Source organism: Kitasatospora sp. NPDC005856, assembly GCF_040629945.1.
Classification (GTDB): Bacteria; Actinomycetota; Actinomycetes; order Streptomycetales; family Streptomycetaceae; genus Kitasatospora.
The window spans coordinates 17,237-42,186 of the sequence record NZ_JBEXWT010000080.1 but is presented as its reverse complement, the minus strand read 5'-3'; the positions used below and the strand labels follow the sequence as shown (position 1 = coordinate 42,186).

The window sequence follows — 24,950 nt, the reverse complement described above, 5'->3', positions numbered from 1 at the left end:
GCGGTGCCGCCGCGGCCGAGGCCGTGGCGGCGGTCGAGGCGACTCCGGTCGCCGAGGCCGTCGCGGCCGAGGCCGTCGCGGTCGTCGAGGCCGCCGTCGAGGCGGTCGCCGAGGCTCCGGCCCCGGCGAAGAAGGCCACCCGCACCCGGACCCGCAAGCCGAAGGCCGAGACCACCGAAGCGGCCACCGAGGCCGCCGCCGAGGCCGCCCCGGTCGTCGAGGTTGCCGCTGAGGCGGCCACCGAGGCCCCGGCTCCGGCGAAGAAGGCCACCCGCACCCGGACCCGCAAGCCGAAGGCCGAGACCACCGAGGCCGCCGCCGAGGCCGTCGCGGTCGTCGAGGCCGCCGCCGAGGCTCCGGCCCCGGCGAAGAAGGCCACCCGCGCCCGCAAGCCGAAGGCGGAGGCCGTCGAGGCGGCTCCGGCCGTCGAGGCCGCCGCCACCGAGGCCCCGGCCCCGGTCAAGAAGGCCACCCGGGCCCGCAAGCCGAAGGCCGTCGCCGAGACCGCCCCGCAGGCCCCGGCCGGCGAGGCCGGCGAGGCCGGCGAGGCCGGCGAGGCCGGCGAGGTCCCGGCCCCGCGCAAGCGCACCCGCGCCCGCAAGGTCGCCGCGCCGGTGGAGGCCACCCCGGAGAGCTGAGACCCCGCGTCTCCCCCGAGGGGGCGGGCCAGGCCACCCGGCCGGGTCCGCCCCCTCGGCGTTCCCCGCCCCCTCGGCCTCGCCCGGCCGGATCGACCGGACGGACCCCGGGGCGTGCCCGACGGTTCGCGTCGGATCGGGGCGCGGCATCGGGATGCCCGCGTCGCGAGGCGGCGGCGGGGACACCTCCCGGCCGCCGGGGCGGGGCGCGTCGCCCACCCGGCGGCAGTCGTCGGACACGCCCTAGGCTCGGGGCGTCGAGGAGTCACCGGCGGCCCGGCGGGCCGCCGGTAGGACAGCAGGGAGAACTGCCGATGAGCACGCCGCCGTTTCTGACGCTGCCCGGGTGCGCGCGGGCCGTGCGGGTGGTGACCGGGCGCGGGGAGTTCGCGGCGCTGCGGGCGGAGCCGGCCGGGCCGGTGCGCGGCTCGGCGCTGCTGGTACCGGGGTTCACCGGCAGCAAGGAGGACTTCATCGCGCTGCTGGAGCCGCTGGCGGCCGCCGGGTACCGGGTGACGGCCGTGGACCAGCGCGGGCAGTACGAGACCGGCGGCCCGGACGACCCGGCGGCGTACGGCGTCGGGGCGCTCGGCGCCGACGTACGGGCGCTGACCGCGGCGCTGGCCGCCGACGGCACGCCCCTGCACCTGCTGGGGCACTCCTTCGGCGGCCAGGTGGTGCGCGAGGCGGTGCTCGCCGCGGCCGCCGAGGGCCCGCTGCCCTGGCGGTCGCTGACCCTGATGTCCACCGGTCCGGGCGCGATCGACCCGGCCGAGGCGGCCCGCACCAAGCTGCTGCTGGACGCCCTGCAGGGCATGGACCTGGAGCAGATCTGGCAGGTCATGCGGCAGCTGGAGGCGCAGAGCGGGCAGCCGCGGCCGAGCCTGGAGCCCGCCGTCGCGGAGTTCCTGCACCGGCGCTGGCTGGCCAACGTGCCGCGGTCGCTGTCCGTCACCGGCGGCCACCTGGTGGCCGCGCCGGACCGGGTGGCGGAGCTGGCCGCCGCCACCGCCGGGCTGCCGCTGCTGGTGCTGTCCGGGGTGCGGGACTACGCCTGGCCGGTACCGGAGCAGACCGCGATGGCCGAGCGGCTGGGTGCCCGCCGGGTGGTGGTGGCGGACGCCGGCCACTCCCCCAACGCCGAGCGGCCGGCCGCCACGGCCGAGGCGCTGACCGCGTTCTGGGGCTGACGCGACCGGCACCGACGCCCGCCGGCCCGGTCCGGTTCCCCCGATCCGCCAAAGGTGGTCTGTACCACTTCTTCGACTTCGATCGGCTTCAACACAGGACAAAATTCGTTAGTTACGGTAATCTTTGATTCTGTCCGGGAATCATCGCCGGCCTTCCGCTCGGCGCCGATCACCCGAAACCTGGACTTCACGGACGGGCAACGGCCCGGTAGCACCGCCACCTCACCGTGGTTCACGAGGCACTGGACGCACCAGGCAAGCAAGGGGGGCCCTTGCCGCAGCAGACCGCCGCACCCGCGACTACGACCCGCCCGGCCCGGCCTCACCGCCGGATCCGCAGGACCCCGAAAGGGCTGATACCGACTCAGCCGCGACCGCCCCGCCCCGCGGGGCCAGGAAAGGAGACGCCCATGACGAAGACCATGCGCTTCGAGATCGTCCGGCTCGACGAGACCAACGGCTCCGCCGCCGACCGCCTGATCGCCGACGCCGCCACCGTGCGCGAGGTCGTCGACGCCGCCGCCCGCACCGGCGAGCGCCTGCTCATCCGCCCGTGCCCGACCGTCTGACCCTGCGCGGCGCCTCCGCCCCGGAGCCCTCACCCGCCGCCGACGAGCCGGGAGCGTCCGATCCGGACGTTCCGATACCCGACTGACGCCCCGTCACCGCATTCGCCGATGACGGGGCGTCAGTGTGTCCGGGCCCGGCGCCCCGGACGTTTGCCGCCGCCCGGGACGGGACATCCCCCAACGGGAACCGCCCGCGCCGCGCCCACCCGGTGCCGGTTCGGGCGTCCGCCACCGACAGGTGCCGCCGAGCCCTCCGTACGGGTGATCGTCCTTGACGCGGCGGTCCGGAGGGAGGAGCGTTGACGGCTATGAGGGGCGAGCCAAGCTGCCCGAGGTGCGCCGGTCGGGTCCGCGCCCCCGGTCTGTTCTCAGACACCTGGCAGTGCGACCGGCACGGAGCCGTGCACCCGATGCAGCCCGTACTGCCGCCGAGTGTGGAGGCCCTCGGCGTCGCCGTCGCCCGCTCCCAGGTCCCGGTCTGGCTGCCCTGGCCGCTCCCGGTCGGCTGGCTCTACACCGGCATCGCCCACGTCGGCGACGACGTCTCCGGCGCCCGGGCCACCGCCGTCGCCTGCTCCGGTCCGGCCCCGCTCGGCGGCTTCGGCGAGCTGGTGCTGATCGCCGAGGAGCTGGGCGTCGGCCTCGGTGCCCGCTACGCGGGCCTGCCCGGGCCCGACCCGGGCGACTCCGTCGGCCTCTACAAGCCCGCCGACGCCAAGCTGATGGCCGCCGGGCGGCCCACCCCGATGTTCCACGTCCCGGACGCCCCGGCCGACCGCGCGGTGTTCGCCGGCGAGGCCCGCGGGCTCTGGCTCTGGGCGGTCGCGTGGCCCGAGCAGTCCGCGCTGGTCATGTACGACGAGCTGGTGCTGACCGACCTGCGCGAGGCGGGCGCCGAACTGGACCTGCTGCCCTGCGGGGCGCTCTCCCCCCGGCTGCTCGGTTAGCGGATCTCGTCGGCGTCGCGGGCCCGGCGAGGATCCACCGGACGGGCCCCGGCGGCTGGCCTATCCTGGGCGGCATCCACGAGCCCCCGGGAGTCCGATCCGTGCGCATCGACCTGCACGCCCACAGCAACGCCTCCGACGGCACCGACAGCCCGGCCGAGCTGGTCGCGGCGGCCGTCGCCGCGGACCTCGACGTGGTGGCGCTGACCGACCACGACACCGTGTCCGGCCACGCCGAGGCCGCCGAGGCGGTGGCCGCGCTGCCCGCGGGCAGCCGGCTGACCGTCGTCCCGGGCGCCGAGCTCTCCTGCGCCGTGGACGGCATCAGCATGCACCTGCTGGCGTACCTGTTCGACGCGCGGGAGCCGGAGTTCGCGCGCGAGCGGGACCTGGTGCGCACCGACCGGTTCCGGCGCGGGCGGGCGATCGTGGAGCGCTGCCGGGAGCTCGGCGCGGACATCACCTGGGAGCAGGTGCAGCGGATCGCCGGGGCCGGATCGGTCGGGCGGCCGCACATCGCCAGCGCGCTGGTCGAGGCGGGCGTGGTGGCCACCGTCTCGGACGCCTTCACCGCCGACTGGCTGGCCAACGGCGGGCGGGCGGACGTCCGCAAGCACGAGACCGATCCGGTCGCGGCGGTGCGGCTGGTCCGGGCGGCCGGCGGCGTGCCGGTGTTCGCCCACCCGGGCGCGGTCAAGCGCGGCCGGACGGTCTCCGACCAGGTGATCGCCGACCTCGCGGCGGCCGGGCTGGCCGCGCTGGAGGTCGACCACACCGACCACGACGAGGAGACCAGGGTGCGGCTGCGCGGCCTGGCCGGTGAGCTCGGCCTGCTGGTCACCGGCTCCAGCGACTACCACGGCACCCGCAAGACCGTCCGGCTCGGCGAGCACACCACCGACCCGGAGGTGTACGAGGCGCTGCTGGCGCAGGCCACCGGGGCGAAGCCGATCGGGCGCTGAGCCGAGCCACCGCCCCGGACCGGGGGATCACGGGTCCCTTGGTCCGTGCTCCGGCGCACCGGAGCGCGCGGCGGGCTCACGGGCCGGGGCTCACGCCCTGCCTGATCCCGCGTCAGCCGGCCGGTCGGTCAGTCCAGCCGGACGCCGCGCCGGCCCGGGTCGCGCAGGTCGGCGCCCTGGTCGAGCCAGCGCTCCTGGAGCGCGGCCGCGCCGTGCACCCGCTTCCAGCCCGCCTCGTTGGGCGTCATCGGCAGCAGCGGCAGGAAGCGGACCGGATCGGCCGGATCGGCGAGCTCCAGGTCCTCGACCAGGCCGCCCGGTTCGGCCGCGAGCACCGAGGTGAAGGGCGCACCGTCCCAGAGCGGGGAGCCGAGGTCCAGCGAGCCGCCCGGGGCCACCACCAGGCCCTCGACCTGCGGGGTGGCGGCGAGGGTGGCCAGGGTGCGCAGCACGCTGTCGCGCCCGCCCCGGACGGTCAGCACCAGTTCGGCGCGCGGGCCGCGCACCTGGTCGGCGACCGGCGAGGTCGGGTCGGCCATCGGCGCGGCGGACATGCCGAGGGTGGCGTACCGCACGAGGCCCTCGGCGTCGGGGCCGAAGCGCAGCACCTCGATCCGGTCGGCGCCGAGGAAGGTGACCGCGGCGCGGCCGCCCGGTTCGCCGAAGGTGGAGATCAGCCGGGCCTCGACGGCCGCCAGCACCGCCTCCCGGGAGAGCTCCGGGGAAGTGCCGCCGTGGGGGTCGCCGAAGGGCGGGAAGTCGTGCGCCATGCCGGTGAGCGTAACCCCCGGGGGTCGGCGGGCCGCGTGCGGGCGGGTGCGGAGGCGGTCGCGGCGGGCCGCACCAGGATCCCGTAAAGGCTTCGGAAACCTCTGGGAACCCCCCGGCTTCGACGCCCGGTCAGATGTTAGGGTGAGCGACTGGCCACCGGGATCGTTTCGTCCCGGGGCGGCGGCGCGAAGGAGGTGGTTGCGGTGGATACCGGCCGACCATGCAGTACCGGCAGCTCTGCCCGGCCCCGACTTCCCCGTACCCCGCGCCCCGCAGGCCCAATCGGCTGAATCAGCCGCGGTAGCCCCGGGCACGGGCCCCACGGCGGACGGACCGGCCGGGAGAGCACTTTCATCCCCGTTTCACCGGTGTTCTCCGCCGTCGTACCGCGGCCGAACGTTCTCGCTTCCGCGCCGCCGCGCGACGGTTCCTGCCTCTGGGAGCCTGCCATGTCGATGATCAACACCCTGCGCGCCGCCGTCCGCACCAACCGCCGCCGCGGTGCGTCCGGGGTCTTCGCCGTCCTGCCCGAGGACGCCGGTTCGGCGGTCGTGGACTGCGCGGTCTACCAGCACGGCAAGCGCAGGGGCGAGACGTGCAGCCCGCGCGAGGCCGCCCGGCAGGTCAAGGCCGCCCACCAACTCCCCGAGGGCGAAGGCTCGTTCAGCTGGATCGGGCTGCACGAGCCGACCGAGGCCGAGTTCGAGGGGATCGCCCAGCGCTTCGGCCTGCACCCGCTCGCGGTGGAGGACGCGGTGCACGCGCACCAGCGGCCCAAGGTCGAGCGCTACGACGACGTGCTGTTCGCCGTCTTCAAGACCATCCGCTACGTGGAGCACGACCAGCTGACGCCCACCAGCGAGGTGGTGGAGACGGGTGAGCTGATGGTCTTCGCCGGCCGGGACTTCGTGATCACCGTCCGGCACGGCGGCCACGGCTCGCTGCAGGAGCTGCGCCACCGACTGGAGGCCGACGCGGACGAGGCCGGGCTGCTCGCCAAGGGCCCGGCGGCGGTGCTGCACTCGATCGCCGACCACGTGGTGGACAACTACCTGCTGGTCGCCGAGCGGCTCCAGAACGACGTGGACGAGATCGAGTACGGCGTCTTCTCGGCCAAGGGCGGGCGCAGCGCCGACGTCGGCCGGGTCTACCAACTCAAGCGCGAGGTGCTGGAGTTCAAGCGCGCCGTGGTGCCGCTGCTGCGTCCGATGCAGCAGCTGTCCGAGCCGCTCCAGCGGCTGGTCGACCCGGACATCCAGAAGTACTTCCGGGACGTCGCCGACCACCTGGCCCGGGTCGCCGAGCAGGTGCACGGCTTCGACGAGCTGCTGAACTCGCTGCTGCAGGCGAACCTGGCGCAGGTCTCGGTGGCGCAGAACGAGGACATGCGCAAGATCACCGCCTGGGCGGCGATCTTCGCGGTGCCCACCATGATCACCGGCGTGTACGGCATGAACTTCGAGTACATGCCCGAGCTGCACCACGAGTACGGCTATCCGATGGTGCTGAGCGCGATCGTGCTGATCTGCGTCGGGATGTACCGGGGCTTCCGCCGCAACGGCTGGCTCTGACCGCGGCGGCCGGCTCCGTCCGCGCCGCCGTTCAGCACCGCCCTTCGACGCCGCCGTTCAGCGCCGCCCGCCGCGGGCGACCAGGACCAGGCCGAGCAGGATCAGCACCACCGCCGGGTAGGCGGCCGCCGGGGGCCACTGGCCCAGCCAGACGGCGGCGATCAGCGCCGCGCCCGGGGTCTCCAGCAGGATCGCGGTGGAGGTGATCGACGGCCCGAGGTTGCGCACCACCCGGTTGCTCAGCGAGTGGCCGAGCAGCTGGGCGACGACCATCAGCAGCACGATCTGCCACCACACTCCGGCCGGCCAGCCGACCAGCGGCGTCCCGGCGACCAGGCAGATCCCCAGCAGCACCGCCGCCGTGGTGGCGTAGCAGACCAGGGTGTACGCGGTGGTGCTGACGGTCTTGCGGACCTCGGCGCCCAGCAGCATGTACCCGGCCCCGGCCAGGCCGGCGCCGAGCGCGAGTGCGTCGCCGAGCAGCGCGCGCGGGGAGAGCGAGAGGTCGACGCCGGTCAGCACCAGCACGCCGGCGAAGGCGACGGCCGTGCCGAGCCAGACCAGCCTCGGCGCCCGGACGCCCATCAGCCGCATCAGCAGGATGGTCCACAGCGGGGTGGTGGTGACCAGGGCGGTGGCCGAGGCCACCGAGGTCATCCGCAGGCTGGGCATCCACAGCGCGAAGTGCACGGCGAGCAGCGCCCCGGCGGCCACCGCGAGCAGCAGCGCCCGCCGGCCGATCCCGCGCAGCTCGGCGCGGTGGCGCAGCAGCGCGTAGGGGCCGAGGACGCCGACCGACATGACGTTGCGCCAGAAGGCGATCGCCAGTGCGGGCGCGGCGGTGGCGCTGATCAGCGGGCCGGACAGCGAGATGCCGCCGATGGAGACGGCGAGCAGCAGCAGGTCGAGGGTGGGCAGCGGGTGCGCCGGACGGTGGCCGGCACTCGTGGGAGCGGCGGCCGGGGACGTGGCGGCCGGGGACGTGGCGGCGGGGGACGTGGCGGGGGCGGTCGCGGGCCGGGCGGCGGACACGGCGCTCCTTGCTGGTTCGGTTCGCGGGGGCGGGGCGGTCATACGGTAAGGCCCGTGGCGGCACAATGGAACTGTCGCCCGGGGACTGAGACACCCGCTGGACGCCGCAAGCCGTACGCTGTCCGCCATGGACCGTACGCCCGCCGCCGCGACCGCCGACGACTTCCTCGACCAGGCCCTGCTGGAGGAGGCCGCGAAGAAGTCCGGCCTGCTCTGGGTGCGCGCGGACGGGCAGGAGCAGGCCCGGCCGCTGTGGCACGCCTGGCACGACGGCGCGGTCGTGGTGGTCGGCGGGGGCGGCGAGCAGCCGCTGCACGGCCTGGAGCCCGGCGCCGGGGCCGTGGTCACCGTCCGCAGCAAGGACAAGGGCGGCCGGCTGACCGGCTGGACCGCGCGGGTGGTCGAGCCGGCCCCGCGCAGCGAGGCCTGGCTGGGCGCCGTCGAGGAGCTCAAGGGGAAGCGGCTGAACGCGCCCGACACCGACGCCATCACCGACCGCTGGGCCCGCGAGTGCCGGGTGCTGCGGCTGGAGCCGACCGGCCCGCTCACCGAGCGCCCCGGGGCGATGCCGGACGGCTCGCACGCCGCCGAACCCGTCCCCACCCCGGCCACCACCCGCCGCCCGATCCCGGCCGGCCTGCCCAAACTGCTGTTCAAGCGCCGTTAAAGGTTCACGCCCAGGACTCGTCCGGCGACTACCGTGCCTCCCGGCCGGGCCCGGAACACGCGGGTAGCCTTGGCCGCGGGTGCGCCCCCGGCGCACCCGGTACGGCGTCGAGCGAGTCGAGGGAGTCCATGGCAGGGCCAGGCACCCGGGTCTTCATCTCCCATCTGTCCGCCATCGCGGTCTTCGACCCGAACGGCGACCAGGTCGGGCGGGTCCGGGACGTGGTCGTGTCGCTGCGGCTCGGCGGCCGCCCGCCGCGCGTGCTGGGCCTGGTGGTGGAGGTGGTCGGCCGGCGCCGGATCTTCCTGCCGATGACCCGGGTGACCAGCCTGGAGTCCGGCCAGGTGCTCACCACCGGCGTGATCAACCTGCGCCGCTTCGAGCAGCGCCCCTCCGAGACCCTGGTGCTCGCCGAACTGCTGGACCGCACCGTCACCTGGTCCAAGACCGGTGAGGAGGTCACCGTGCTGGACGTCGGCATGGTGCAGACCCGGCTGCGCGAGTGGGAGATCAGCAAGGTCTTCGTCCAGGTCGGCCGGGCCGGCCGGCTGCGCAAGGGCAAGGGCGAACGGCTCACCCTGGACTGGCAGGACGTCACCGGCTTCTCGCTGCCCGAGCAGGACCAGGGCGCGGCCAACCTGCTCGCCACCTTCGAGCAGCTGCGCCCCGCCGACCTCGCCAGCGTGCTGCACCACCTGTCCGCCAAGCGCCGGGCCGAGGTCGCCGCCGCCCTCGACGACGAGCGGCTGGCCGACGTCCTGGAGGAGCTGCCCGAGGACGACCAGGTCGAGATCATCGGCAAGCTCCAGGAGGAGCGCGCCGCGGACGTCCTGGAGGCGATGGACCCGGACGACGCCGCCGACCTGCTCTCCGAGCTGCCCGGCGACGAGGCCGAGCGGCTGCTCCAGCTGATGGAGCCGGACGAGGCCGCGCCGGTGCGCCGCCTGCTGACGTACGAGGAGGACACCGCCGGCGGCCTGATGACCACCGAGCCGATCGTGCTGGAGCCGGACGCGACGGTCGCCGAGGCGCTGGCCAGGGTGCGGGTCAGCGACCACAAGCCCGCGCTGGCCGCGCAGGTCTTCGTCTGCCGCCCGCCGAACGAGACCCCGACCGGCCGCTACCTGGGCACCGTGCACTTCCAGCGGCTGCTGCGCGAACCGCCGTACGTCCTGGTCGGCTCGCTGGTGGACGACGACCTGGACCCGCTGCCGCCGGACACCCCGCTGTCGCTGATCACCAGCTACCTGGCGACCTACAACCTGGTCGCCGCACCGGTCGTCGACGAGGCTGACCACCTGCTCGGCGCGGTGACCGTCGACGACGTGCTCGACCACCTGCTGCCGGACGACTGGCGCGACGCCGCGCTGCACGCCCACGACGAGGACCACGACGACGAGAACGAAGGGGTGACCGGTGGACGGTGACCGCGGCGGACGGCCGGACGACTCCGCGCGCCGGCGCCTCCAGGGCGAACTGCGCCAGCTGCGTCAGCTGCGCGAGCTGCGCACCCGCGAGGGCGGCCGGGACCGGCGCTCGGACAGCGTGCCGATCACCGGCACCGGCCGCGCCCGGCTCGACCAGCCGCGCACCGCGCGGCCCGGCCTGCTCTCGCTGCCCTCCTACGACCCGGAGGCCTTCGGCGTCCTGTCCGAACGGATCGCCCGCTTCCTCGGCACCGGGCGGTTCATCGTCTGGATGACGGTGGTGGTCGTCGTCTGGATAGCGTGGAACACCCTGCTGCCGGCGAGCGCCCGCTTCGACGAGTACCCGTTCATCTTCCTGACCCTGGCGCTGTCCCTGCAGGCCTCGTACGCGGCCCCGCTGATCCTGCTGGCGCAGAACCGCCAGGACAACCGGGACCGGGTCAACATGGAGCAGGACCGCTCCCGCAGCGACCGCAACATCGCCGACACCGAGTACCTGACCCGCGAGGTCGCCGCCCTGCGGCACGGGCTCGGCGAGGTCGCCACCCGCGACTTCGTCCGGTCCGAACTCCAGTCCCTGCTCAAGGAGATCGACGAGCGCCGGGAGGCCACCGGGTCGCTGTGACCCGCGGCACGTTACCGGCGGGTCAAGGGGATCCGTCCGCGCCGTACCATCGAGGCATGGCCAACGAGACAGAGGTCGCGGCCGGCGTCACGGAGGAGTCCGTACGCCAGGCGCTGGCGACCGTCAACGACCCGGAGATCAACCGCCCGATCACCGAGATCGGCATGGTGAAATCGGTCGAGATCGCCGAGGGCGGCGCGGTGCGCGTCGCGGTCTACCTGACGGTCTCCGGCTGTCCGATGCGCGACACCATCGTCACCCGGGTGCGCGAGGCGGTCGGGAAGGTCCCCGGCGTGACCGGCGTCGAGGTCGAGCTCGACGTGATGAGCGACGAGCAGCGCAAGGAGCTGTCCCAGCTGCTGCGCGGCGGCGCCCCCGAGCGGGAGATCCCGTTCGCCAAGCCGGGCACGCTGACCCGCGTCTACGCCGTCGCCTCCGGCAAGGGCGGCGTCGGCAAGTCCTCGGTGACCGTCAACCTGGCGGCCGCGATGGCCGCCGACGGCCTGAAGGTCGCCGTGGTGGACGCCGACATCTACGGCCACAGCGTGCCGCGCATGCTGGGCGTCGAGGGCCGGCCGACCCAGGTCCAGGACATGATCATGCCGCCGCAGGCGAACGGCGTGAAGGTCATCTCGATCGGCATGTTCACCCCGGGCAACGCCCCGGTGGTCTGGCGCGGCCCGATGCTGCACCGCGCGCTCCAGCAGTTCCTCGCCGACGTGTACTGGGGCGACCTGGACGTGCTGCTGCTGGACCTGCCGCCCGGCACCGGCGACATCGCGATCTCGGTGGCCCAGCTGGTCCCCAACGCGGAGATCCTGATCGTCACCACCCCGCAGATGGCCGCCGCCGAGGTGGCCGAGCGGGCCGGCACCATCGCGGTGCAGACCCACCAGAAGATCGTCGGCGTGATCGAGAACATGTCCGGCATGCCGTGCCCGCACTGCGACGAGATGATCGACGTCTTCGGCACCGGCGGCGGCCAGACCGTCGCGGACGCGCTCACCCGCACCGTCGGCGCGACCGTCCCGGTGCTCGGCTCGATCCCGATCGACGTGCGGCTGCGCGAGGGCGGCGACGACGGCCGCCCGGTCGTGCTCGCCGCTCCCGACTCCCCGGCCGGCGCCGCCCTGCGCGCCGTGGCCGGCAAGCTCGGCGGCCGCCAGCGCGGACTGTCCGGCATGTCGCTGGGTCTGACGCCCAGGAACAAGTTCTGACGCCGTGACGGACGAAGGGCCGGGTGGCCGGACCACCCGGCCCTTCGTCGCACCGTCGCGGTGCCGCCGCGGGCCCTACGGCCGGGTGTAGCCGGTCAGGTCCGGGACGGTGGAGAAGCCGATGCCGTACGCGCTGACGCCGCGGCCGTAGGCGCCGAGCAGGACGCCGGGGGCCTCGCCGGCCAGCACCCAGCCGTACTCGGACTCGCGGTAGCGGAAGGGCTGCGGCAGGCCGTTGACCGGCAGGCTGAGCGTGGACCAGCCCTGGCCCGCCAGATCGTCGGCGAGGTCCCAGGCGAGGCTGCTCTGCTGGTCCAGCCAGTCCCGGCGCAGCGCCCGGTCCAGCTGCCCGGGCCAGGTCGCGGCGAGCAGGCCGGAGCCGGCCAGCCAGGCGGCGGAGGAGGCGGAGGTCGCCTCCAGGGTGCCGGTGTTGTCGGCGCTGCGGCGGCTGTCCCGGCGGGCCACGGTGACCACGACGGCGAACTTCCGCACGTCACGCGGCTCGTACTGCTTGGCCGGCTCGTCCCCGTGGCCGAGCGAGCCGTAGTCGATGCTGCCCGCGGTGCGGGGGCCGGCACCGGCCTGCACCAGGAAGCGACGTCCGGTCCAGCCCTCGTCCAGCCCGTACCAGGGGAAGTCGGCGGACAGGTAGGGCACCAGCGGGTCCGCCGGGCCGGCCTGTCCGCCGACCACCGGGCCGCCGGCCGTGACCGTCGCCCCTCCCGCCTGACTCGTCGCGTCCATCCCCGGGCCTCCTCAAACACACGTTTGCCTGCCGTGGCGCGCTCCCATGGTGGCGTACCGCGGCGCTCTCCGGGGCCGTTCCGGGTCCGCGACGGGGCGCGTTGTGACGGACGGCTCACGGGAACAATCAGCACAATAGCGGCGCACACGCCGCCGCCCCGCTCAGCCGGTGGCCGGGCGGGGCGGTGGCGCGGAGCCGGAGGTGCCGAACGCGGTGCGCGACGGCGGGCGTACGCGGCGTCATCAGGGGGCGTGCGCGGTGCCGAACGGCGGGCGTACGCGGTGCGGTCAGGTGGCGTCGGGGTCGAACGGGGGGCGCTCGCCGGGCGCCAGCGGGGCGCCGGTGGAGGCGGGGGCCGGCGCGGACTTCTCGAAGCTGACGCTGCCGCTGCGGCCGTTGACCGGCGCCGCGGGCTTGTCGTCCAGGACGGAGCGGATGTCCAGCGTGTCCTTCATCTCCTTGAGGCCCAGCGGGTCCTCCTGGCCGCCCATGAGCTGCTTGCGGACGAAGTTCTTGGGGTTCAGGTCCTCGAACTCGAAGTCCTGGAACTCGGGGCCCAGCTCGCTGCGGATGTCCTCCTTCGCGGTGTCGGCGAAGGAACGGATCTTCCGGATGAAGCCCATGGTGTCCTGGATCAGCTTCGGCAGCTTGTCCGGACCGAAGATGATGATCGCCATCACGACCAGGGTCAGGACTTCCAGCCCACTCACGTCGCTGAACACCTTTGCTCCCTAGCTCGTCGGACGACGGTTCCTACAGGGTAATGGCCACCGGCGAGTCCCTGGTCCACGCTGGGATGAAGCCGTGGTAAAGACCTGCCGGTGGCCGAGGCCGTCCGGACCGTGACACCGGTGTCCGTCGAGGGCGTCGCTAGCGGGTCTGCTGGCGCAGTGCGGCGGCGCCCCCCGGGTAGCGCTCCGGGGAGCCCTGCGGGGTCGCGTCGCGGGTCGCGGCGACCGGGCGGCCCGGGAAGTCCACCGGGACCTGCGCGTGCATCGGGACGAGTCCGCCGCCCCGGCCGGTGCCGGCGCCGGGCGGGCTGACGGTGGTCCCGTGGCGCTCCTCGCCCTGGGTGCTGAGCCCGCCGACGCCGCCGAGCGTCACGGCGGCGACGGAGAAGGCGCCCGCGGCGGCGAACACCAGCCGGCGTCCCCGCGCGGCGGGGCGCAGGATGCCCGCGGAGGGCTGCGTACGGGCCGGGGCGGCGGCGGGCTCGGGCCGGGCGGAGCGCCGGCCCATCAGCGGCCGCAGCACCGCGCCGCGCCCGAACGCGCGCGGGTCCACCCCGGGCAGCGGGGAGCCGGCACCGAGCGCGCCCGCACCGAAGGAGGCCCCGGCGCCGCGGCCGAAGGAGCCGCCGTCGAGTCGGCTGCCGCCGAGCGTGCCGGTGGCCGCGACCCCGCCGCCGGGCAGGTCGTCGTCGTCATCGCGGCGCCCGCGCCCGGTCGGCCAGTCGCCGTCCGCCGGGGCGTCCTCGGGCAGGTTGCCGACCGCCATCAGGCGGGCCATCAGCGAGGAGGAGGGGCCGGGCGTGCCGGCGCCGGTCAGCATGTGCTTGACGGCGCGGGCCTCGTCGGCCTCGGCGAGGCACTGCGGGCAGGTCGCCAGGTGGGCCTGGACGCGGTCGCGCGCGTCGTGGCCGAGTTCGCCGTCCAGGAAGGCGGAGAGGCGCTCGCCGAGGTGGTGCTCCTCGGCGGCGGGTGCCGCGGGGCGGACGGGGAGCGCGTGCAGCGCCGTGTCCACGGGCAGTGCCACCGCGGGCAGCACGGGCTCACCGGGTTCGTCGCCTCCGCGACGGCCCGGCAGGGCCCAGCCCCGTCGGCTCGGGGACCGGTCGGACGCATCCGAACGGTCCGAGCCGGACCGGCCGGTTCCGCTCACGATCGCCTCCGTCCGCGCCCACCGGGCGCGACCGCGGCCTCGACCGCGCCGACGCCGACCGCCACCGGCTCCTCCGAGCCGCCGCGGCGCTCACGGCCGGGGGCCGAGCCGGGGGCACGGTGCTTGAGCGCGGCGCGCAGGTGGGAGCGGCCGCGGTGGATGCGGCTGCGGACGGTGCCGAGCTTGACGCCCAGCGTGGCGGCGATCTCCTCGTAGGACAGGCCCTCGATGTCGCAGAGCACCACGGCGGCGCGGAACTCCGGCGCGAGGGTGTCCAGGGCGTGCTGCACGTCGGCGTCGAAGTGGGTGTCGCTGAAGTGCTGGGCCGGGCTGGGCTCGCGGGAGGCGAGCCGCTCGGCCGCGTCCTCGCCGAGCGCGTCGAAGCGGATGCGCTGGCGGCGGCGGACCATGTCCAGGAAGAGGTTGGTGGTGATCCGGTGCAGCCAGCCCTCGAACGTGCCGGGGGTGTAGGTCGACAGCGAACGGAACACCCGGACGAAGACCTCCTGAGTGAGGTCCTCGGCGTCGTGCTGGTTGCCCGTCAGACGGTAGGCGAGCCGGTAGACGCGGGCGCTGTGCGCCTCGACGATCTCCTCCCAGGTGGGCGGAGTCCAGGTCTGCGCGTCGGGACCCTCGGTGAAGGTCGCGAGGGCGGGGGCCTCGGTGGCACCGGCGGCCGGCGTCGCGGCCACGGGCTGGTCCAGGTCGGAGTGCGCAGGCTGGTTCATCACGGGCTTCGGCGTACGGGCCGACGCGGTGCCGCGGGAGTGCCGCCGCACGGGGACGTCGCCCTCGGCCACACCTCCTCGGTCGGCTCTTCTGCCCAGCAGGGCCACCACCATATCCACCTCACCCGTCAAGCCCGGATAAAAGTGCCCGGGAGGTATTCCGCACCCAGTCCGTCCTGACAACGGCCCGCCGCCGTACGCGGTTCCCGGTCGGCCAGTAATCTGTGCCAGGAAATATCGACATCCCTCGGCACCGGGCCGCCGCCCGGGGCTCCGAAAGAGGCAGCCATCAGCGAGTTCGGGCCCGCACGTGCGGCCCTCGCCGACACCTACGTGGGCGAGGACGCGGTGCTGACCTACGCCCGGGCACAGTCCGCGCGGACCGGGATACGGGCGATCGGGCCGAGCGGCGGGGCCTGCCTGCGGCTGCTGGCGGCCGCGCTGGACGCCAAGGCGGTGGCCGAGATCGGCACCGGCACCGGGGTGTCCGGGGTCTACCTGCTGCGCGGGATGCGGCCGGACGGCGTGCTCACCACGGTCGACTCGGAGCCGGTGCGCCAGCAGCTGGCCCGCGAGGCGTACCAGGCGGCCGGGTTCGCGGCCAACCGCTCCCGGTTCATACCGGGCCGGGCGCTGGAGGTGCTGCCCCGGCTCGCCGACGGCCAGTACGACCTGGTGTTCTGCGACGGCGATCCGGTCGAGTCCTGCGAGTACCTGCGGGAGGCGCTGCGGCTGCTGCGGCCGGGCGGGATGGTCTGCTTCGAGGGGGTCTTCCAGGAGGGCAGGCTGGCCGAGCCGGACCTCCAGGACCCGCAGACCGGCGCCGTGCGGGACCTGGTCCGGGACGTGCGGGAGAGCGAGGCCCTGCTGCCGGCGCTGCTGCCGGTGTCGGACGGGCTGCTCTGCGCCGTCAAGCGCTGAGCCCGGCGCCCCGTCGGGCCGGGCCCGGCCACCGGGCCCGGAAAACGTGCGGACCCGGGCCGACATGACGTCGTACCCGGGCCCGGCAGCACATCTCCAGGAGATGGCGAGCACCTGCTGCGGTCAGCCGCAGGCCTTCTTCAGGGCCTCGCCGAGGGCGTCGGCCTCGTCAGGCGTGAGCTCCACCACAAGGCGTCCGCCGCCTTCGAGCGGAACGCGCATGATGATGCCCCGCCCCTCTTTGGTGACTTCGAGCGGGCCGTCACCCGTCCGCGGCTTCATGGCCGCCATGCTCGTTCCCCTTCCTGCAACCGCTCAGCTACGCACCGGCAGTCCGTCCACCGCCGGTATCGAACGCATTGATCGGAAGCCATTATCCCGCATGCCACGGGCTGATGACCAACATCACTCTCGGTGCAACCACGGCCGGACCGCCCCCAACCGCCGCAAACCGCGTCATAAGCCCCGGCGTGGCGGCGGCACGGACACCACCGGAAGGTGCGATACGTCACACTCCCCAGGCCCCCGCGTGCTCCGGCATCCTGACACACACGACTGACACCGCCACGACCCCGGGAGCCCTCACCCATGTCCGATTCCGTGCTGTACGAGCTGGACGGCGGCCTGGCCGTCATCACCATCAACCGCCCGGAGGCGATGAACGCGCTCGACGTCGCCACCAAGATCGCGCTGCGCGACGCCGTGACCGCCGCGGCCGCGGACCCGGCGGTGCGGGCCGTCCTGCTGACCGGGGCGGGCGAGCGGGCCTTCTGCGTCGGGCAGGACCTGAACGAGCACCTGGCCATGCTGAAGCGGGCGGAGGAGACCGGCGAGGGCGCGCTGCGGACCGTCGCCGAGCACTACAACCCGCTGGTGCGGGCGCTGGCCGGGATGCGCAAGCCGACCGTCGCCGCGGTCGGCGGGGTGGCGGCCGGCGCCGGCGCCTCGCTCGCCTTCGCCTGCGACTTCCGCTTCCTGTCCGAGCGGGCCGGCTTCAACACCGCCTTCGCCGGGATCGGGCTGACCGCCGACTCGGGCGCCTCCTGGACGCTGCCCCGGCTGGTCGGGCACGCCAAGGCCACCGAACTGCTGATGCTCCCCCGGACGGTCAAGGCCGCCGAGGCCGTGGAGCTGGGCCTGGCCACCAAGGTGGTGCCGGCCGAGGAACTCGCCGCCGCCGCCCGGGTCTTCGCCCGCGAGCTGGCCGAGGGACCGACCGTCGCCTACGGCGCCATCAAGGAGTCGCTGGCGTACGGCGCCTCCCACTCGCTGGACGAACTCCTCGACAAGGAGGACGAGTTGCAGACGCTGGCGGGCGAGAGCGAGGACCACCGGATCGCGGTGCGCGCCTTCATCTCCAAGGAGAAGCCCGAGTACCTGGGCCGCTGAGGCGGTCGGGTCCGGTCCGGACCCTCGGTCCGGACCGGTGGTCAGCCCTTGCCGCCGGTGCGGACGTGGCAGTCCGCCAGGTGGTCGTCGACCAGCCCGCAGGCCTGCATCAGGGCGTAGGCGGTGGTCGGGCCGACGAAGCGGAAGCCCGCCTTCTTCAGCTCCTTCGCCAGCGCCGTCGACTCCGGCGTGACGGCCGGCACCTCGCTCAACGTGCGGGGGGCCGGCCGGTCCGGGGCGCCGGCGAACCGCCAGATCAGCGCGTCCAGGCCGCCCTCCAGATCGCGGGCGACCCGCGCGTTGGCGATCGCCGCCTCGATCTTGGCCCGGTTGCGGATGATGCCGGCGTCGGCGAGCAGCCGCTCCTTGTCCGCCTCGCCGAACTCGGCGACCTCGGCGATCTCGAAGCCCGCGAACGCGGCCCGGAAGCCCTCGCGGCGGCGCAGGATGGTCAGCCAGGACAGGCCGGACTGGAAGGCCTCCAGACAGACCCGCTCGAACAGCGCGTCGTCGCCGTGCACCGGGCGGCCCCACTCGGTGTCGTGGTAGACCCGGTAGTCGTCGGTGGAGTCGCCCCAGCCGCAGCGGCGCAGCCCGTCCGCGCCGAGCACCGCGCCCTGGACCGGCTCCGTCACGCGTCCGTCCCCGGCTTCGCGTCCTCGGGAGCCCGCTCCCCGGTTGCCGGCTGCTCGGCGAGCACCGCGGCCGGCTCGACCACCTGGGCGAACTGCTCCAGGCCGGGCAGCGGTTCGGCCGCCGGGTCGGGGGCGGTGGTCGCCTCGGCCGCGCCGCGCAGGTGGGCGGCGGCCTCCAGCTCGGCGATCCGCGCGTCGCGGTAGGCGAGTTCGGCGCCGAGGCGGTCCAGGACGTCGTCCACCTCGTCCATCCGGTAGCCGCGCAGCGCCATCGGCAGGCGCAGCTCGTCCACGTCCGCCTTGCCCAGCGGGCGGTCCTGCGGCAGTCGCGCGGAGATGCGGTCCGGGACCGCCTCCGGCATCGATCCGCCCCCGCCGAGCGCCACCAGGGCGGCACCACCGACCACCACGGCCATGGCGACCACGATCACCCAGAACACGAGCTGTCCTCCCGAACTCCCGGCCGGTCCGCTATGTGGTGGCAGGTAACCACACTGATCATGACAGCATGGTCCCCTAGTGAGGCCGGGGGCCATCATCGCACCCGCAGGAGCTGTGGAGGAGACATCGGTGGCACTGCGCCTGGGACCGCGGGAATTCGGTGACGACGAGCTGGTGATCATGGCGATCGTCAACCGGACGCCGGACTCGTTCTTCGACAAGGGCGCGACCTTCGCGGACGAGGCCGCCTTCGCCGCCGCCGACCGGGCGATGGCCGAGGGCGCGGCGATCCTGGACATCGGCGGGGTGAAGGCCGGGCCGGGCGACGAGGTCACGGTCGAGGAGGAGCTGCGGCGCACCGTGCCCTTCGTGGCCGAGCTGCGCAAGCGCCACCCCGAGGCGGTGATCAGCGTGGACACCTGGCGGCACGAGGTCGGCGAGGCGGTCTGCGAGGTGGGCGCGGACCTGCTGAACGACGCCTGGGGCGGGGTGGACCCGAAGCTCGCCGAGGTGGCCGCCCGGTACGACGCGGGGCTGGTCTGCACCCACGCCGGCGGCGCCGAGCCGCGCACCCGGCCGCACCGGATCGGCTACGAGGACGTGATGGCGGACATCCTGCGGGTGACCGTGGGACTGGCCGAGCGCGCGGTGGAGCTGGGCGTGCGGCGGGACGCGGTGATCATCGACCCGGGGCACGACTTCGGCAAGAACACCCGGCACTCGCTGGAGGCCACCCGGCGGCTGCCGGAGATGACCGCGACCGGCTTCCCGGTGCTGGTCTCGCTCTCCAACAAGGACTTCGTCGGCGAGACCCTGGACAAGCCGGTGAACGAGCGGCTGCTCGGCACCCTGGCCACCACCGCGGTCTCGGCCTGGCTGGGTGCCCGGGTCTACCGGGTGCACCAGGTCGAGGAGACCCGCCAGGTGCTGGACATGGTCGCCTCGATCCGGGGCACCCGCGCCCCGGCGGTCGCCCGCCGGGGGCTGGCCTAGGGCCCGACCGAACGGCGTGGGGCCTAGATCTCGCCGGCGGGCCGGCGGGCGTCGGCGAGGATCTTCATGACCTCGTCGATCTCGTCGGTGATGTGGAACAGCTCCAGGTCGTGCGGGGCCGCCTTGCCCTGCTCGACCAGGGTGTTCTTGAGCCACTCGTAGAGGCCGCCCCAGTAGGCGCTGCCGTAGAGGATCACCGGGAAGCGGGTGACCTTCTTCGTCTGCACCAGGGTGAGCGCCTCGAACAGCTCGTCCAGCGTGCCGAGGCCGCCGGGGAGGACCACGAAGCCCTGCGCGTACTTCACGAACATCGTCTTGCGGACGAAGAAGTAGCGGAAGTTCAGTCCGAGGTCGACGAACTCGTTGAGGCCCTGCTCGAAGGGCAGCTCGATGCCGAGCCCGACGCTGAGGCCGCCGGCCTCGGAGGCGCCGCGGTTGGCGGCCTCCATCGCGCCCGGGCCGCCGCCGGTGATCACCGCGTAGCCGGCCTCGGCGAGGGCCCGGCCGATGGCCACGCCCGCCTGGTACTCGGGCGAGTCGACCGGGGTCCGGGCGGAGCCGAAGACGCTGATCGCGGGCGGGAGTTCGGCGAGCGCGCCGAAGCCCTCGACGAACTCGGAGGTGATCCGCAGCACCCGCCACGGGTCGGTGTGCAGCCAGTCGGTGGGGCCGGTGGTGTCCAGCAGGCGCTGGTCCGTGGTGCTCGTGCCGACCTGGTCCCGGCGCACCAGCACCGGGCCCTTCTGCTTCTCGGGCCAGGCCTTCTTCTTCCGCGGCACCCCGACCTGCTCGGGGCCGTGACCGTAGCGCTTCTCGTCTCCTGTGCCTGTCATGACGAAACCCTACGCCCGCCTTCCCCCGTTTTCAGGCAACGGGGGAAGGTCGGTTGAGCATCCGGAAGATGGCGTTCGACCGCGGCCCGTACGACCGGCGCCGCGCGCGGCTCAGCTGGTCAGCCAGGCGCGCAGCCGCTCCTCGACCGCGGCGATGACGCTCAGCGAGCAGTGCTCCTCGCGCTTGTGCGCCAGGTTCGGGTCGCCGGGGCCGTAGTTGACGGCCGGGACGCCGAGGGCGCTGAACCGGGCGACGTCGGTCCAGCCGAACTTGGCCCGGGCCTGGCCGCCGGTGGCCGCCAGGAAGGCCTGGGCGGCCGGCTGGGAGAGGCCGGGCAGGGCGCCCGCGGCGAAGTCGGTGACGGTCAGCTCGAAGCCGTCGAAGACCTCGCGCACGTGCTTCTCCGCGTCGGCCTCGCTGCGGTCCGGCGCGTAGCGGAAGTTGACCGTGACGACGCACTCGTCCGGGATCACGTTGCCGGCCACGCCGCCGTCGATCCGGACGGCGTTCAGGCCCTCGCGGTACTCCAGGCCGTCGATCTCCACCCGGCGGGGCCGGTAGTCCGCGAGCCGGGTGAGCACCTCGGCGGCGTGGTGGATGGCGTTGTCGCCGAGCCAGCTGCGGGCCGCGTGGGCGCGCACGCCGGTGAGCCGCACCTGCGCCCGCAGGGTGCCCTGGCAGCCGCCCTCGACGATGCCGCCGCTGGGCTCCATCAGCACCGCGAAGTCTCCGGCCAGCCACTGCGGGTGGTCCTTGGCGAGGTGGCCCAGGCCGTTGCGGTGGGCCTCCACCTCCTCGCAGTCGTAGAAGACGAAGGTGAGGTCGCGGTTGGGCTCGGTGAGCGTGGCGGCCAGGCGCAGCTGGACGGCCACGCCGGACTTCATGTCCGAGGTGCCGCAGCCGTAGAGCAGGTCGCCCTCGACGTACGAGGGGAGGTTGTCGGCGATCGGCACGGTGTCCAGGTGGCCGGCCAGGACGACGCGCTCGGCCCGGCCCAGGTTCGTCCGGGCGACCACGTTGTTGCCGTGGCGGTCCACGGTGAGGTGCGGGTAGCCGCGCAGCGCGGCCTCCACGGCGTCGGCGAGCGCCTGCTCGTCGCCGCTCACCGAGGGGAAGTCGACGAGGCGGGCGGTCAGCGTGCCGCCGTCGAGAGTGAGGTCCAGGGGCGTCGGGTTCGGGCTGCTCATGGGCGCCAGCCTAGTCCGCGGCCCGGTCCGCGGCCCGGTCCGCCCGGCGGCCGCCCGGGACACGGATCGGGCTCGGTTCGGCAACCGGGGGGCGCCGCACATCCGTCCGAGTGGGTACGGTGTCGGATCAAGGAGCAGGCGCGAGAGGGGCGACGGTGGCCAGGAGAAGGAGCAGCGAGGAGCTGGGCGACGAGGAGGAGCCCACTCGCCGCCGCGGGCCGCTGCGCGCCCTGCTGATGGTGATCGTCGGGCTGCTCGGGCTGGCCCTGGTCGCCGGTCTGGCCGTGGTCGGGATCTGGTGGTTCGGCTTCAAGCCGGGCGTCTCCGAGGAGTGCTCGGTGAAGACCGCGGCCGGCAACGGCACGCTGGAGCTGCCGCAGGCCGCGAACGCCGCGACGATCGCCGCGGTGGCGCGCTCGCGCGGGCTGCCGGACCGGGCCACCACGATCTCGCTGGCGACCGCCATGCAGGAGTCCAAGCTGCGCAACCTGGCGGGCGGCGACCGGGATTCGATCGGCCTCTTCCAGCAGCGGCCGTCGATGGGCTGGGGCACCCCGGCGCAGATCTCGGACCCGGTGTACGCGACCAACAAGTTCCTGGACGGCCTGGTCAAGGTCCCCGGCTACACCCGGATGCCGCTGACCGACGCCGCGCAGACGGTGCAGAAGAGCGGCTACCCGCAGGCCTACGCCAAGCACGAGACCAAGGCGACGCTGCTGACCTCGGCGCTGGCCGGCCGGGAGCCCGCCTCCTTCTCCTGCGTGGTGCACGACTACGCCAAGCCGGACCCCGCGGACTCCGCCTCCGCCTCCCCCGGTGCGACCCCGGGCGCGACCGCCGCCCCGGCCGCGGCCGGGGACCGGGCCCAGGTGCTGTCCGACCGGGTGCGCCGGGAGTTCGGCCGCACGGTGGCCCCGGCGACCGGCTACACCTCGACCATCAAGGGCGCCGAGAACGCGGTCTCGCTGACCCCGGACCCGGCCACCGCCGCGCTGACCTCCTCCTCGGACCCGGGGGCGGACGGCGGGGTGAGCGCCGAGCGGGCGAGCGGCTGGGAGGTCGCCCACTGGGCGGTCGCCCAGGCCCAGCAGCTGGGCATCGCGACGGTCGCCTACGACGGGAAGATCTGGCGCAAGTCCAAGTCCGAGGACGGCTGGCAGACCCAGACCTCGGGCACCTCGACCAAGCTCGTCCAGGTCACCCTGGCCCCGGCCGACAAGGGCTGACGCACAGGCGTTCGGGTTGCCGCCGGACGGGTGATTCGGGTCAACCCCGGTGGACCGATCCCCCGTTCCGGCGGCCCGTACTGGAGAACCGTCACTCCCCTTGGCCGGGGCCGGTTCGACGGCGTCCCACCGGTCCCGGCGGGCGCCCTGCTGTGGTCGTACGATCCGATGGTCGGTCAGGAAGTTTCCTTGCACCGGCCGAAACCTTCTGGCTTCTCAAGCGGTAACAACGTCGTCCGCCCGGTCGGCCACGCCCGGTCCCTGGGCGGACGGGACGGACCCAGACCCCTTCGAGGAGCCCCATGTCTCACCCCCTCACGCGCCGGATCGCCCAGGCCGCGCTCGTCGTGGCCGCAGGAGCGACCCCGCTGCTCGCCGCCGGCTCCGCGTCCGCCCTGGGCGGGGACGCCCTCCTGCCCAAGAGCGACCTCGCGGCACCGCTGGGCCAGCTGACCAACACCGACACCGGTTCCACGCTCCAGCACACCACCCACCAGCTCGGCCAAGCCGCCGGCACCACCGGTGCGGCCACCGTCGCCGCGGGCGTACCGGCCTCCGCCGACGCCGCCGGCAACATCGTCGCCCAGCAGCTGCCCGAGGCGAACGAGAAGGCGGGCTCGCTGACCGCCCCGGTCGACGAGACCGCGGCGACGGCCGGCCGGCTCTCCTCGGTCACCCCGAAGGTCGCCTCGGCCCTCGCCGGCAAGCTCGGCGAGGCCGTCACCGGCAAGAGCGCGGAGACCCGCAGCGCCACCGCCGGCACCGGCGCGCTCGACGGACTCACCCGGACCGGCTCGGTCACCCAGGCCGTGCCGGGCGCCGAGACGCTCACCGGCGCCGTCCCCGGCGGCACCGCCGTCGCCGACGCGCTGCCCGTGGGCGCGGTGCAGCGTGCGCTGCCGCTCGGCTCGGTCGAGCGCGCCCTGCCGGCCGACCTGCCCGCCACGGACGTGCTCGGCCTGGCCGAGCACGGGTCGGCCAACCGCCTCGGCGGTGCCGACCTCGGCGCGAACAGCCCGCTGTCCGGCCTGACCGGCGCGCTCGGCCCGCTCGGCGGCGTGCTGGGCGCTCTCAACGGCGGCGGCCTCAACGGCCTGCCGCTGTAACCACCGTCCGCGCGGAGGATCCCGCGACGGAGGATCCCGAAGGGGGCCGGTGTCCGTGACACCGGCCCCCTTCGCCGTACGGTCCTCCGGGTGCGGTCAGCGCGCCGCGCCCAGCCGCTCCACGGCCGCGGCGACCCGCTCGTCGGTCGCCGTGAACGCGACCCGCACGAAGCGGTCGCCGGCCGGCCCGTAGAAGTCGCCGGGCGCCACCAGGATGCCCAGCGCGGCCAGTTCGGCCACCGTCTCCCAGCACGGGCGGTCCTGGGTCGCCCACAGGTAGAGGCTCGCCTCGGAGTGCTCGATCCGGAAGCCGTACGCCTCCAGCGCCGCCCGCAGCGCCGAGCGCCGGGCCGCGTACCGCTCGCGCTGCTCGGCCACGTGCGCGTCGTCCGCGAGCGCGGCGACCGTCGCCGCCTGGACCGGCGCCGGCACGATCATGCCGCCGTGCTTGCGCACCTCCAGCAGCTCCTTGACCACCACCGGGTCGCCCGCCACGAAGGAGGCGCGGTAGCCGGCCAGGTTGGAGCGCTTGGAGAGCGAGTGCACGGCCAGCAGGCCCTCGTGGCCGTCGCCGCAGACGTCCGGGTGCAGGACGGAGACCGGGTCGGCCTCCCAGCCCAGCTCCAGGTAGCACTCGTCGCTGACCAACAGGGCCCGGTGCTCCCGGGCCCACTCGACGGCGCGGCGCAGCTCGTCCGCGCCCAGCACCCGGCCGGTCGGGTTGGACGGCGAGTTCACCCAGAGCAGGCGCACCCGGGAACCGTCCAGCTCGTCCACCGAGTCGTACTCGACCGGCTCGGCGCCGCACAGCCGGGCGCCGACCTCGTAGGTCGGGTAGGCCAGGCGCGGGTAGGCGACCTGGTCGCCGGGGCCGAGGCCGAGCTGGGTCGGCAGCCAGGCCACCAGCTCCTTGGAGCCGACGGTCGGCAGCACGGCCTGCGGGCCGATCCGCGCGCCGAGCCGGCGGTGGAGCCAGCCGGCGATCGCCTCGCGCAGCTCCAGCGGACCCCAGACGGTCGGGTAGCCGGGCGTGTCGGTGTGCGCGGCCAGCGCCTTCTGGATCACCTCGGGAACCGGGTCCACCGGGGTGCCGACGGAGAAGTCGCAGAGTCCGCCCGGGTGGGCGAGGGCGGTCGCCTTGTACGGCTCCAGCTTGTCCCAGGGGAAGACGGGAAGCTTGTCCGAAACGCGACGCGCCGCCCCCGGGTGGCCCGGGAACGGCGCGCGCGTGCTGTTGGTGCTCACAGC

26 protein-coding genes and 1 pseudogene are annotated in these 24,950 nt (G+C 74.6%); 15 read left to right on the top strand and 12 right to left on the bottom strand.

Going from position 1 to position 24,950, the window contains the following annotated elements:
• From ABZ449_RS33115 to ABZ449_RS33095, 5 genes and pseudogenes are all read left to right on the top strand, one after another.
• Positions 1-638 (top strand): annotated as a pseudogene (locus ABZ449_RS33115) (ribonuclease E/G); the annotation flags it as partial.
• Between the two features lie 314 nt (positions 639-952).
• Positions 953-1,828 carry an alpha/beta fold hydrolase gene (locus ABZ449_RS33110; RefSeq protein ID WP_360353527.1) on the top strand — a complete coding sequence of 292 codons (876 nt, stop codon included), beginning with the start codon at positions 953-955 and terminating at the stop codon, positions 1,826-1,828.
• A 410-nt stretch (positions 1,829-2,238) separates the two neighbouring features.
• On the top strand, positions 2,239-2,397 hold the full coding sequence (locus ABZ449_RS33105) for a hypothetical protein (protein WP_360353538.1): 159 nt from the start codon (positions 2,239-2,241) through the stop codon (positions 2,395-2,397).
• Between the two features lie 308 nt (positions 2,398-2,705).
• On the top strand, positions 2,706-3,344 hold the full coding sequence (locus ABZ449_RS33100; RefSeq protein ID WP_359903520.1) for a DUF6758 family protein: 639 nt from the start codon (positions 2,706-2,708) through the stop codon (positions 3,342-3,344).
• Between the two features lie 101 nt (positions 3,345-3,445).
• Positions 3,446-4,306: a PHP domain-containing protein gene (locus ABZ449_RS33095; protein ID WP_360353525.1), complete on the top strand. Its 861-nt coding sequence runs from the start codon at positions 3,446-3,448 to the stop codon at positions 4,304-4,306.
• A gap of 128 nt (positions 4,307-4,434) precedes the next feature.
• Here the strand turns inward: ABZ449_RS33095 and ABZ449_RS33090 are convergent, their stop codons facing one another.
• Positions 4,435-5,076, bottom strand: a complete 642-nt coding sequence (locus ABZ449_RS33090; protein ID WP_360353523.1) for a suppressor of fused domain protein — start codon at positions 5,074-5,076, stop codon at positions 4,435-4,437.
• Positions 5,077-5,526: 450 nt separating this feature from the next.
• On the opposite strand from ABZ449_RS33090, the gene corA reads away from it, so the two are divergent.
• Complete coding sequence (gene corA, locus ABZ449_RS33085; protein ID WP_360353521.1) at positions 5,527-6,648, top strand: magnesium/cobalt transporter CorA; 1,122 nt, start codon at positions 5,527-5,529, stop codon at positions 6,646-6,648.
• Positions 6,649-6,705: 57 nt separating this feature from the next.
• Here corA and ABZ449_RS33080 read toward each other — a convergent pair whose 3' ends face one another.
• Positions 6,706-7,566 carry a DMT family transporter gene (locus tag ABZ449_RS33080; RefSeq protein WP_360353536.1) on the bottom strand — a complete coding sequence of 287 codons (861 nt, stop codon included), beginning with the start codon at positions 7,564-7,566 and terminating at the stop codon, positions 6,706-6,708.
• A gap of 241 nt (positions 7,567-7,807) precedes the next feature.
• Here ABZ449_RS33080 and ABZ449_RS33075 point away from each other — a divergent pair, with 241 nt between their 5' ends.
• The 4 genes from ABZ449_RS33075 to ABZ449_RS33060 all read left to right on the top strand — a co-directional run bounded on the left by ABZ449_RS33075 (position 7,808) and on the right by ABZ449_RS33060 (position 11,616).
• The gene (locus ABZ449_RS33075; RefSeq protein ID WP_360353519.1) at positions 7,808-8,347 is read left to right on the top strand and encodes a hypothetical protein; all 540 of its coding nucleotides are present in this window, start codon (positions 7,808-7,810) and stop codon (positions 8,345-8,347) included.
• Between the two features lie 128 nt (positions 8,348-8,475).
• Positions 8,476-9,774 (top strand): CBS domain-containing protein, encoded by a 1,299-nt coding sequence (locus tag ABZ449_RS33070; protein WP_360353518.1) that lies wholly within the window; start codon positions 8,476-8,478, stop codon positions 9,772-9,774.
• Positions 9,775-9,892: 118 nt separating this feature from the next.
• Entirely contained in the window at positions 9,893-10,399 is a 507-nt protein-coding gene (locus tag ABZ449_RS33065; RefSeq protein ID WP_360353535.1) for a DUF1003 domain-containing protein, read from the top strand.
• A gap of 56 nt (positions 10,400-10,455) precedes the next feature.
• Positions 10,456-11,616, top strand: coding sequence for an Mrp/NBP35 family ATP-binding protein (locus tag ABZ449_RS33060; RefSeq protein WP_360353516.1), 1,161 nt, complete (start codon positions 10,456-10,458; stop codon positions 11,614-11,616).
• A 75-nt stretch (positions 11,617-11,691) separates the two neighbouring features.
• On the opposite strand, the gene ABZ449_RS33055 is transcribed toward ABZ449_RS33060, so the two are convergent.
• The 4 genes from ABZ449_RS33055 to sigE all read right to left on the bottom strand — a co-directional run bounded on the left by ABZ449_RS33055 (position 11,692) and on the right by sigE (position 15,084).
• Positions 11,692-12,360 carry a hypothetical protein gene (locus ABZ449_RS33055; RefSeq protein WP_360353514.1) on the bottom strand — a complete coding sequence of 223 codons (669 nt, stop codon included), beginning with the start codon at positions 12,358-12,360 and terminating at the stop codon, positions 11,692-11,694.
• Positions 12,361-12,648: 288 nt separating this feature from the next.
• Entirely contained in the window at positions 12,649-13,083 is a 435-nt protein-coding gene (locus ABZ449_RS33050) for a sec-independent translocase (RefSeq protein ID WP_360353513.1), read from the bottom strand.
• Positions 13,084-13,231: 148 nt separating this feature from the next.
• Positions 13,232-14,116: a zf-HC2 domain-containing protein gene (locus ABZ449_RS33045; protein ID WP_360353511.1), complete on the bottom strand. Its 885-nt coding sequence runs from the start codon at positions 14,114-14,116 to the stop codon at positions 13,232-13,234.
• A 122-nt stretch (positions 14,117-14,238) separates the two neighbouring features.
• On the bottom strand, positions 14,239-15,084 hold the full coding sequence (gene sigE, locus ABZ449_RS33040; protein ID WP_360353533.1) for an RNA polymerase sigma factor SigE: 846 nt from the start codon (positions 15,082-15,084) through the stop codon (positions 14,239-14,241).
• A 174-nt stretch (positions 15,085-15,258) separates the two neighbouring features.
• Here sigE and ABZ449_RS33035 point away from each other — a divergent pair, with 174 nt between their 5' ends.
• Complete coding sequence (locus tag ABZ449_RS33035; RefSeq protein ID WP_360353531.1) at positions 15,259-15,891, top strand: O-methyltransferase; 633 nt, start codon at positions 15,259-15,261, stop codon at positions 15,889-15,891.
• 123 nt (positions 15,892-16,014) lie between these two features.
• Here ABZ449_RS33035 and ABZ449_RS33030 read toward each other — a convergent pair whose 3' ends face one another.
• Complete coding sequence (locus ABZ449_RS33030) at positions 16,015-16,182, bottom strand: DUF3117 domain-containing protein (protein WP_014137929.1); 168 nt, start codon at positions 16,180-16,182, stop codon at positions 16,015-16,017.
• A 297-nt stretch (positions 16,183-16,479) separates the two neighbouring features.
• Between ABZ449_RS33030 and ABZ449_RS33025 the strand changes: the two genes are divergently transcribed.
• Positions 16,480-17,280, top strand: a complete 801-nt coding sequence (locus tag ABZ449_RS33025; RefSeq protein WP_360353509.1) for an enoyl-CoA hydratase-related protein — start codon at positions 16,480-16,482, stop codon at positions 17,278-17,280.
• Between the two features lie 41 nt (positions 17,281-17,321).
• On the opposite strand, the gene ABZ449_RS33020 is transcribed toward ABZ449_RS33025, so the two are convergent.
• Positions 17,322-17,915 carry a DNA-3-methyladenine glycosylase I gene (locus ABZ449_RS33020; protein WP_360353507.1) on the bottom strand — a complete coding sequence of 198 codons (594 nt, stop codon included), beginning with the start codon at positions 17,913-17,915 and terminating at the stop codon, positions 17,322-17,324.
• The gene (locus tag ABZ449_RS33015; RefSeq protein ID WP_360353505.1) at positions 17,912-18,355 is read right to left on the bottom strand and encodes a DivIVA domain-containing protein; all 444 of its coding nucleotides are present in this window, start codon (positions 18,353-18,355) and stop codon (positions 17,912-17,914) included. Before ABZ449_RS33015 ends, ABZ449_RS33020 begins: the two co-directional genes overlap by 4 nt.
• 181 nt (positions 18,356-18,536) lie before the next feature.
• Here ABZ449_RS33015 and folP point away from each other — a divergent pair, with 181 nt between their 5' ends.
• On the top strand, positions 18,537-19,349 hold the full coding sequence (gene folP, locus ABZ449_RS33010) for a dihydropteroate synthase (protein WP_360353529.1): 813 nt from the start codon (positions 18,537-18,539) through the stop codon (positions 19,347-19,349).
• A gap of 23 nt (positions 19,350-19,372) precedes the next feature.
• Here folP and ABZ449_RS33005 read toward each other — a convergent pair whose 3' ends face one another.
• Complete coding sequence (locus tag ABZ449_RS33005) at positions 19,373-20,182, bottom strand: TIGR00730 family Rossman fold protein (RefSeq protein WP_360353503.1); 810 nt, start codon at positions 20,180-20,182, stop codon at positions 19,373-19,375.
• A 111-nt stretch (positions 20,183-20,293) separates the two neighbouring features.
• On the bottom strand, positions 20,294-21,370 hold the full coding sequence (dapE, locus tag ABZ449_RS33000; RefSeq protein ID WP_360353501.1) for a succinyl-diaminopimelate desuccinylase: 1,077 nt from the start codon (positions 21,368-21,370) through the stop codon (positions 20,294-20,296).
• Between the two features lie 155 nt (positions 21,371-21,525).
• Between dapE and ABZ449_RS32995 the strand changes: the two genes are divergently transcribed.
• Both ABZ449_RS32995 and ABZ449_RS32990 read left to right on the top strand, forming a co-directional pair.
• A complete protein-coding gene (locus ABZ449_RS32995) occupies positions 21,526-22,596 on the top strand; it encodes a hypothetical protein (protein ID WP_360353499.1) in 1,071 nt (356 codons plus the stop codon).
• A gap of 302 nt (positions 22,597-22,898) precedes the next feature.
• Positions 22,899-23,702, top strand: a complete 804-nt coding sequence (locus tag ABZ449_RS32990) for a hypothetical protein (protein WP_360353497.1) — start codon at positions 22,899-22,901, stop codon at positions 23,700-23,702.
• Between the two features lie 96 nt (positions 23,703-23,798).
• On the opposite strand, the gene dapC is transcribed toward ABZ449_RS32990, so the two are convergent.
• On the bottom strand, positions 23,799-24,947 hold the full coding sequence (dapC, locus tag ABZ449_RS32985; protein ID WP_360353495.1) for a succinyldiaminopimelate transaminase: 1,149 nt from the start codon (positions 24,945-24,947) through the stop codon (positions 23,799-23,801).
• Between the last annotated feature and the right edge of the window lie 3 nt (positions 24,948-24,950).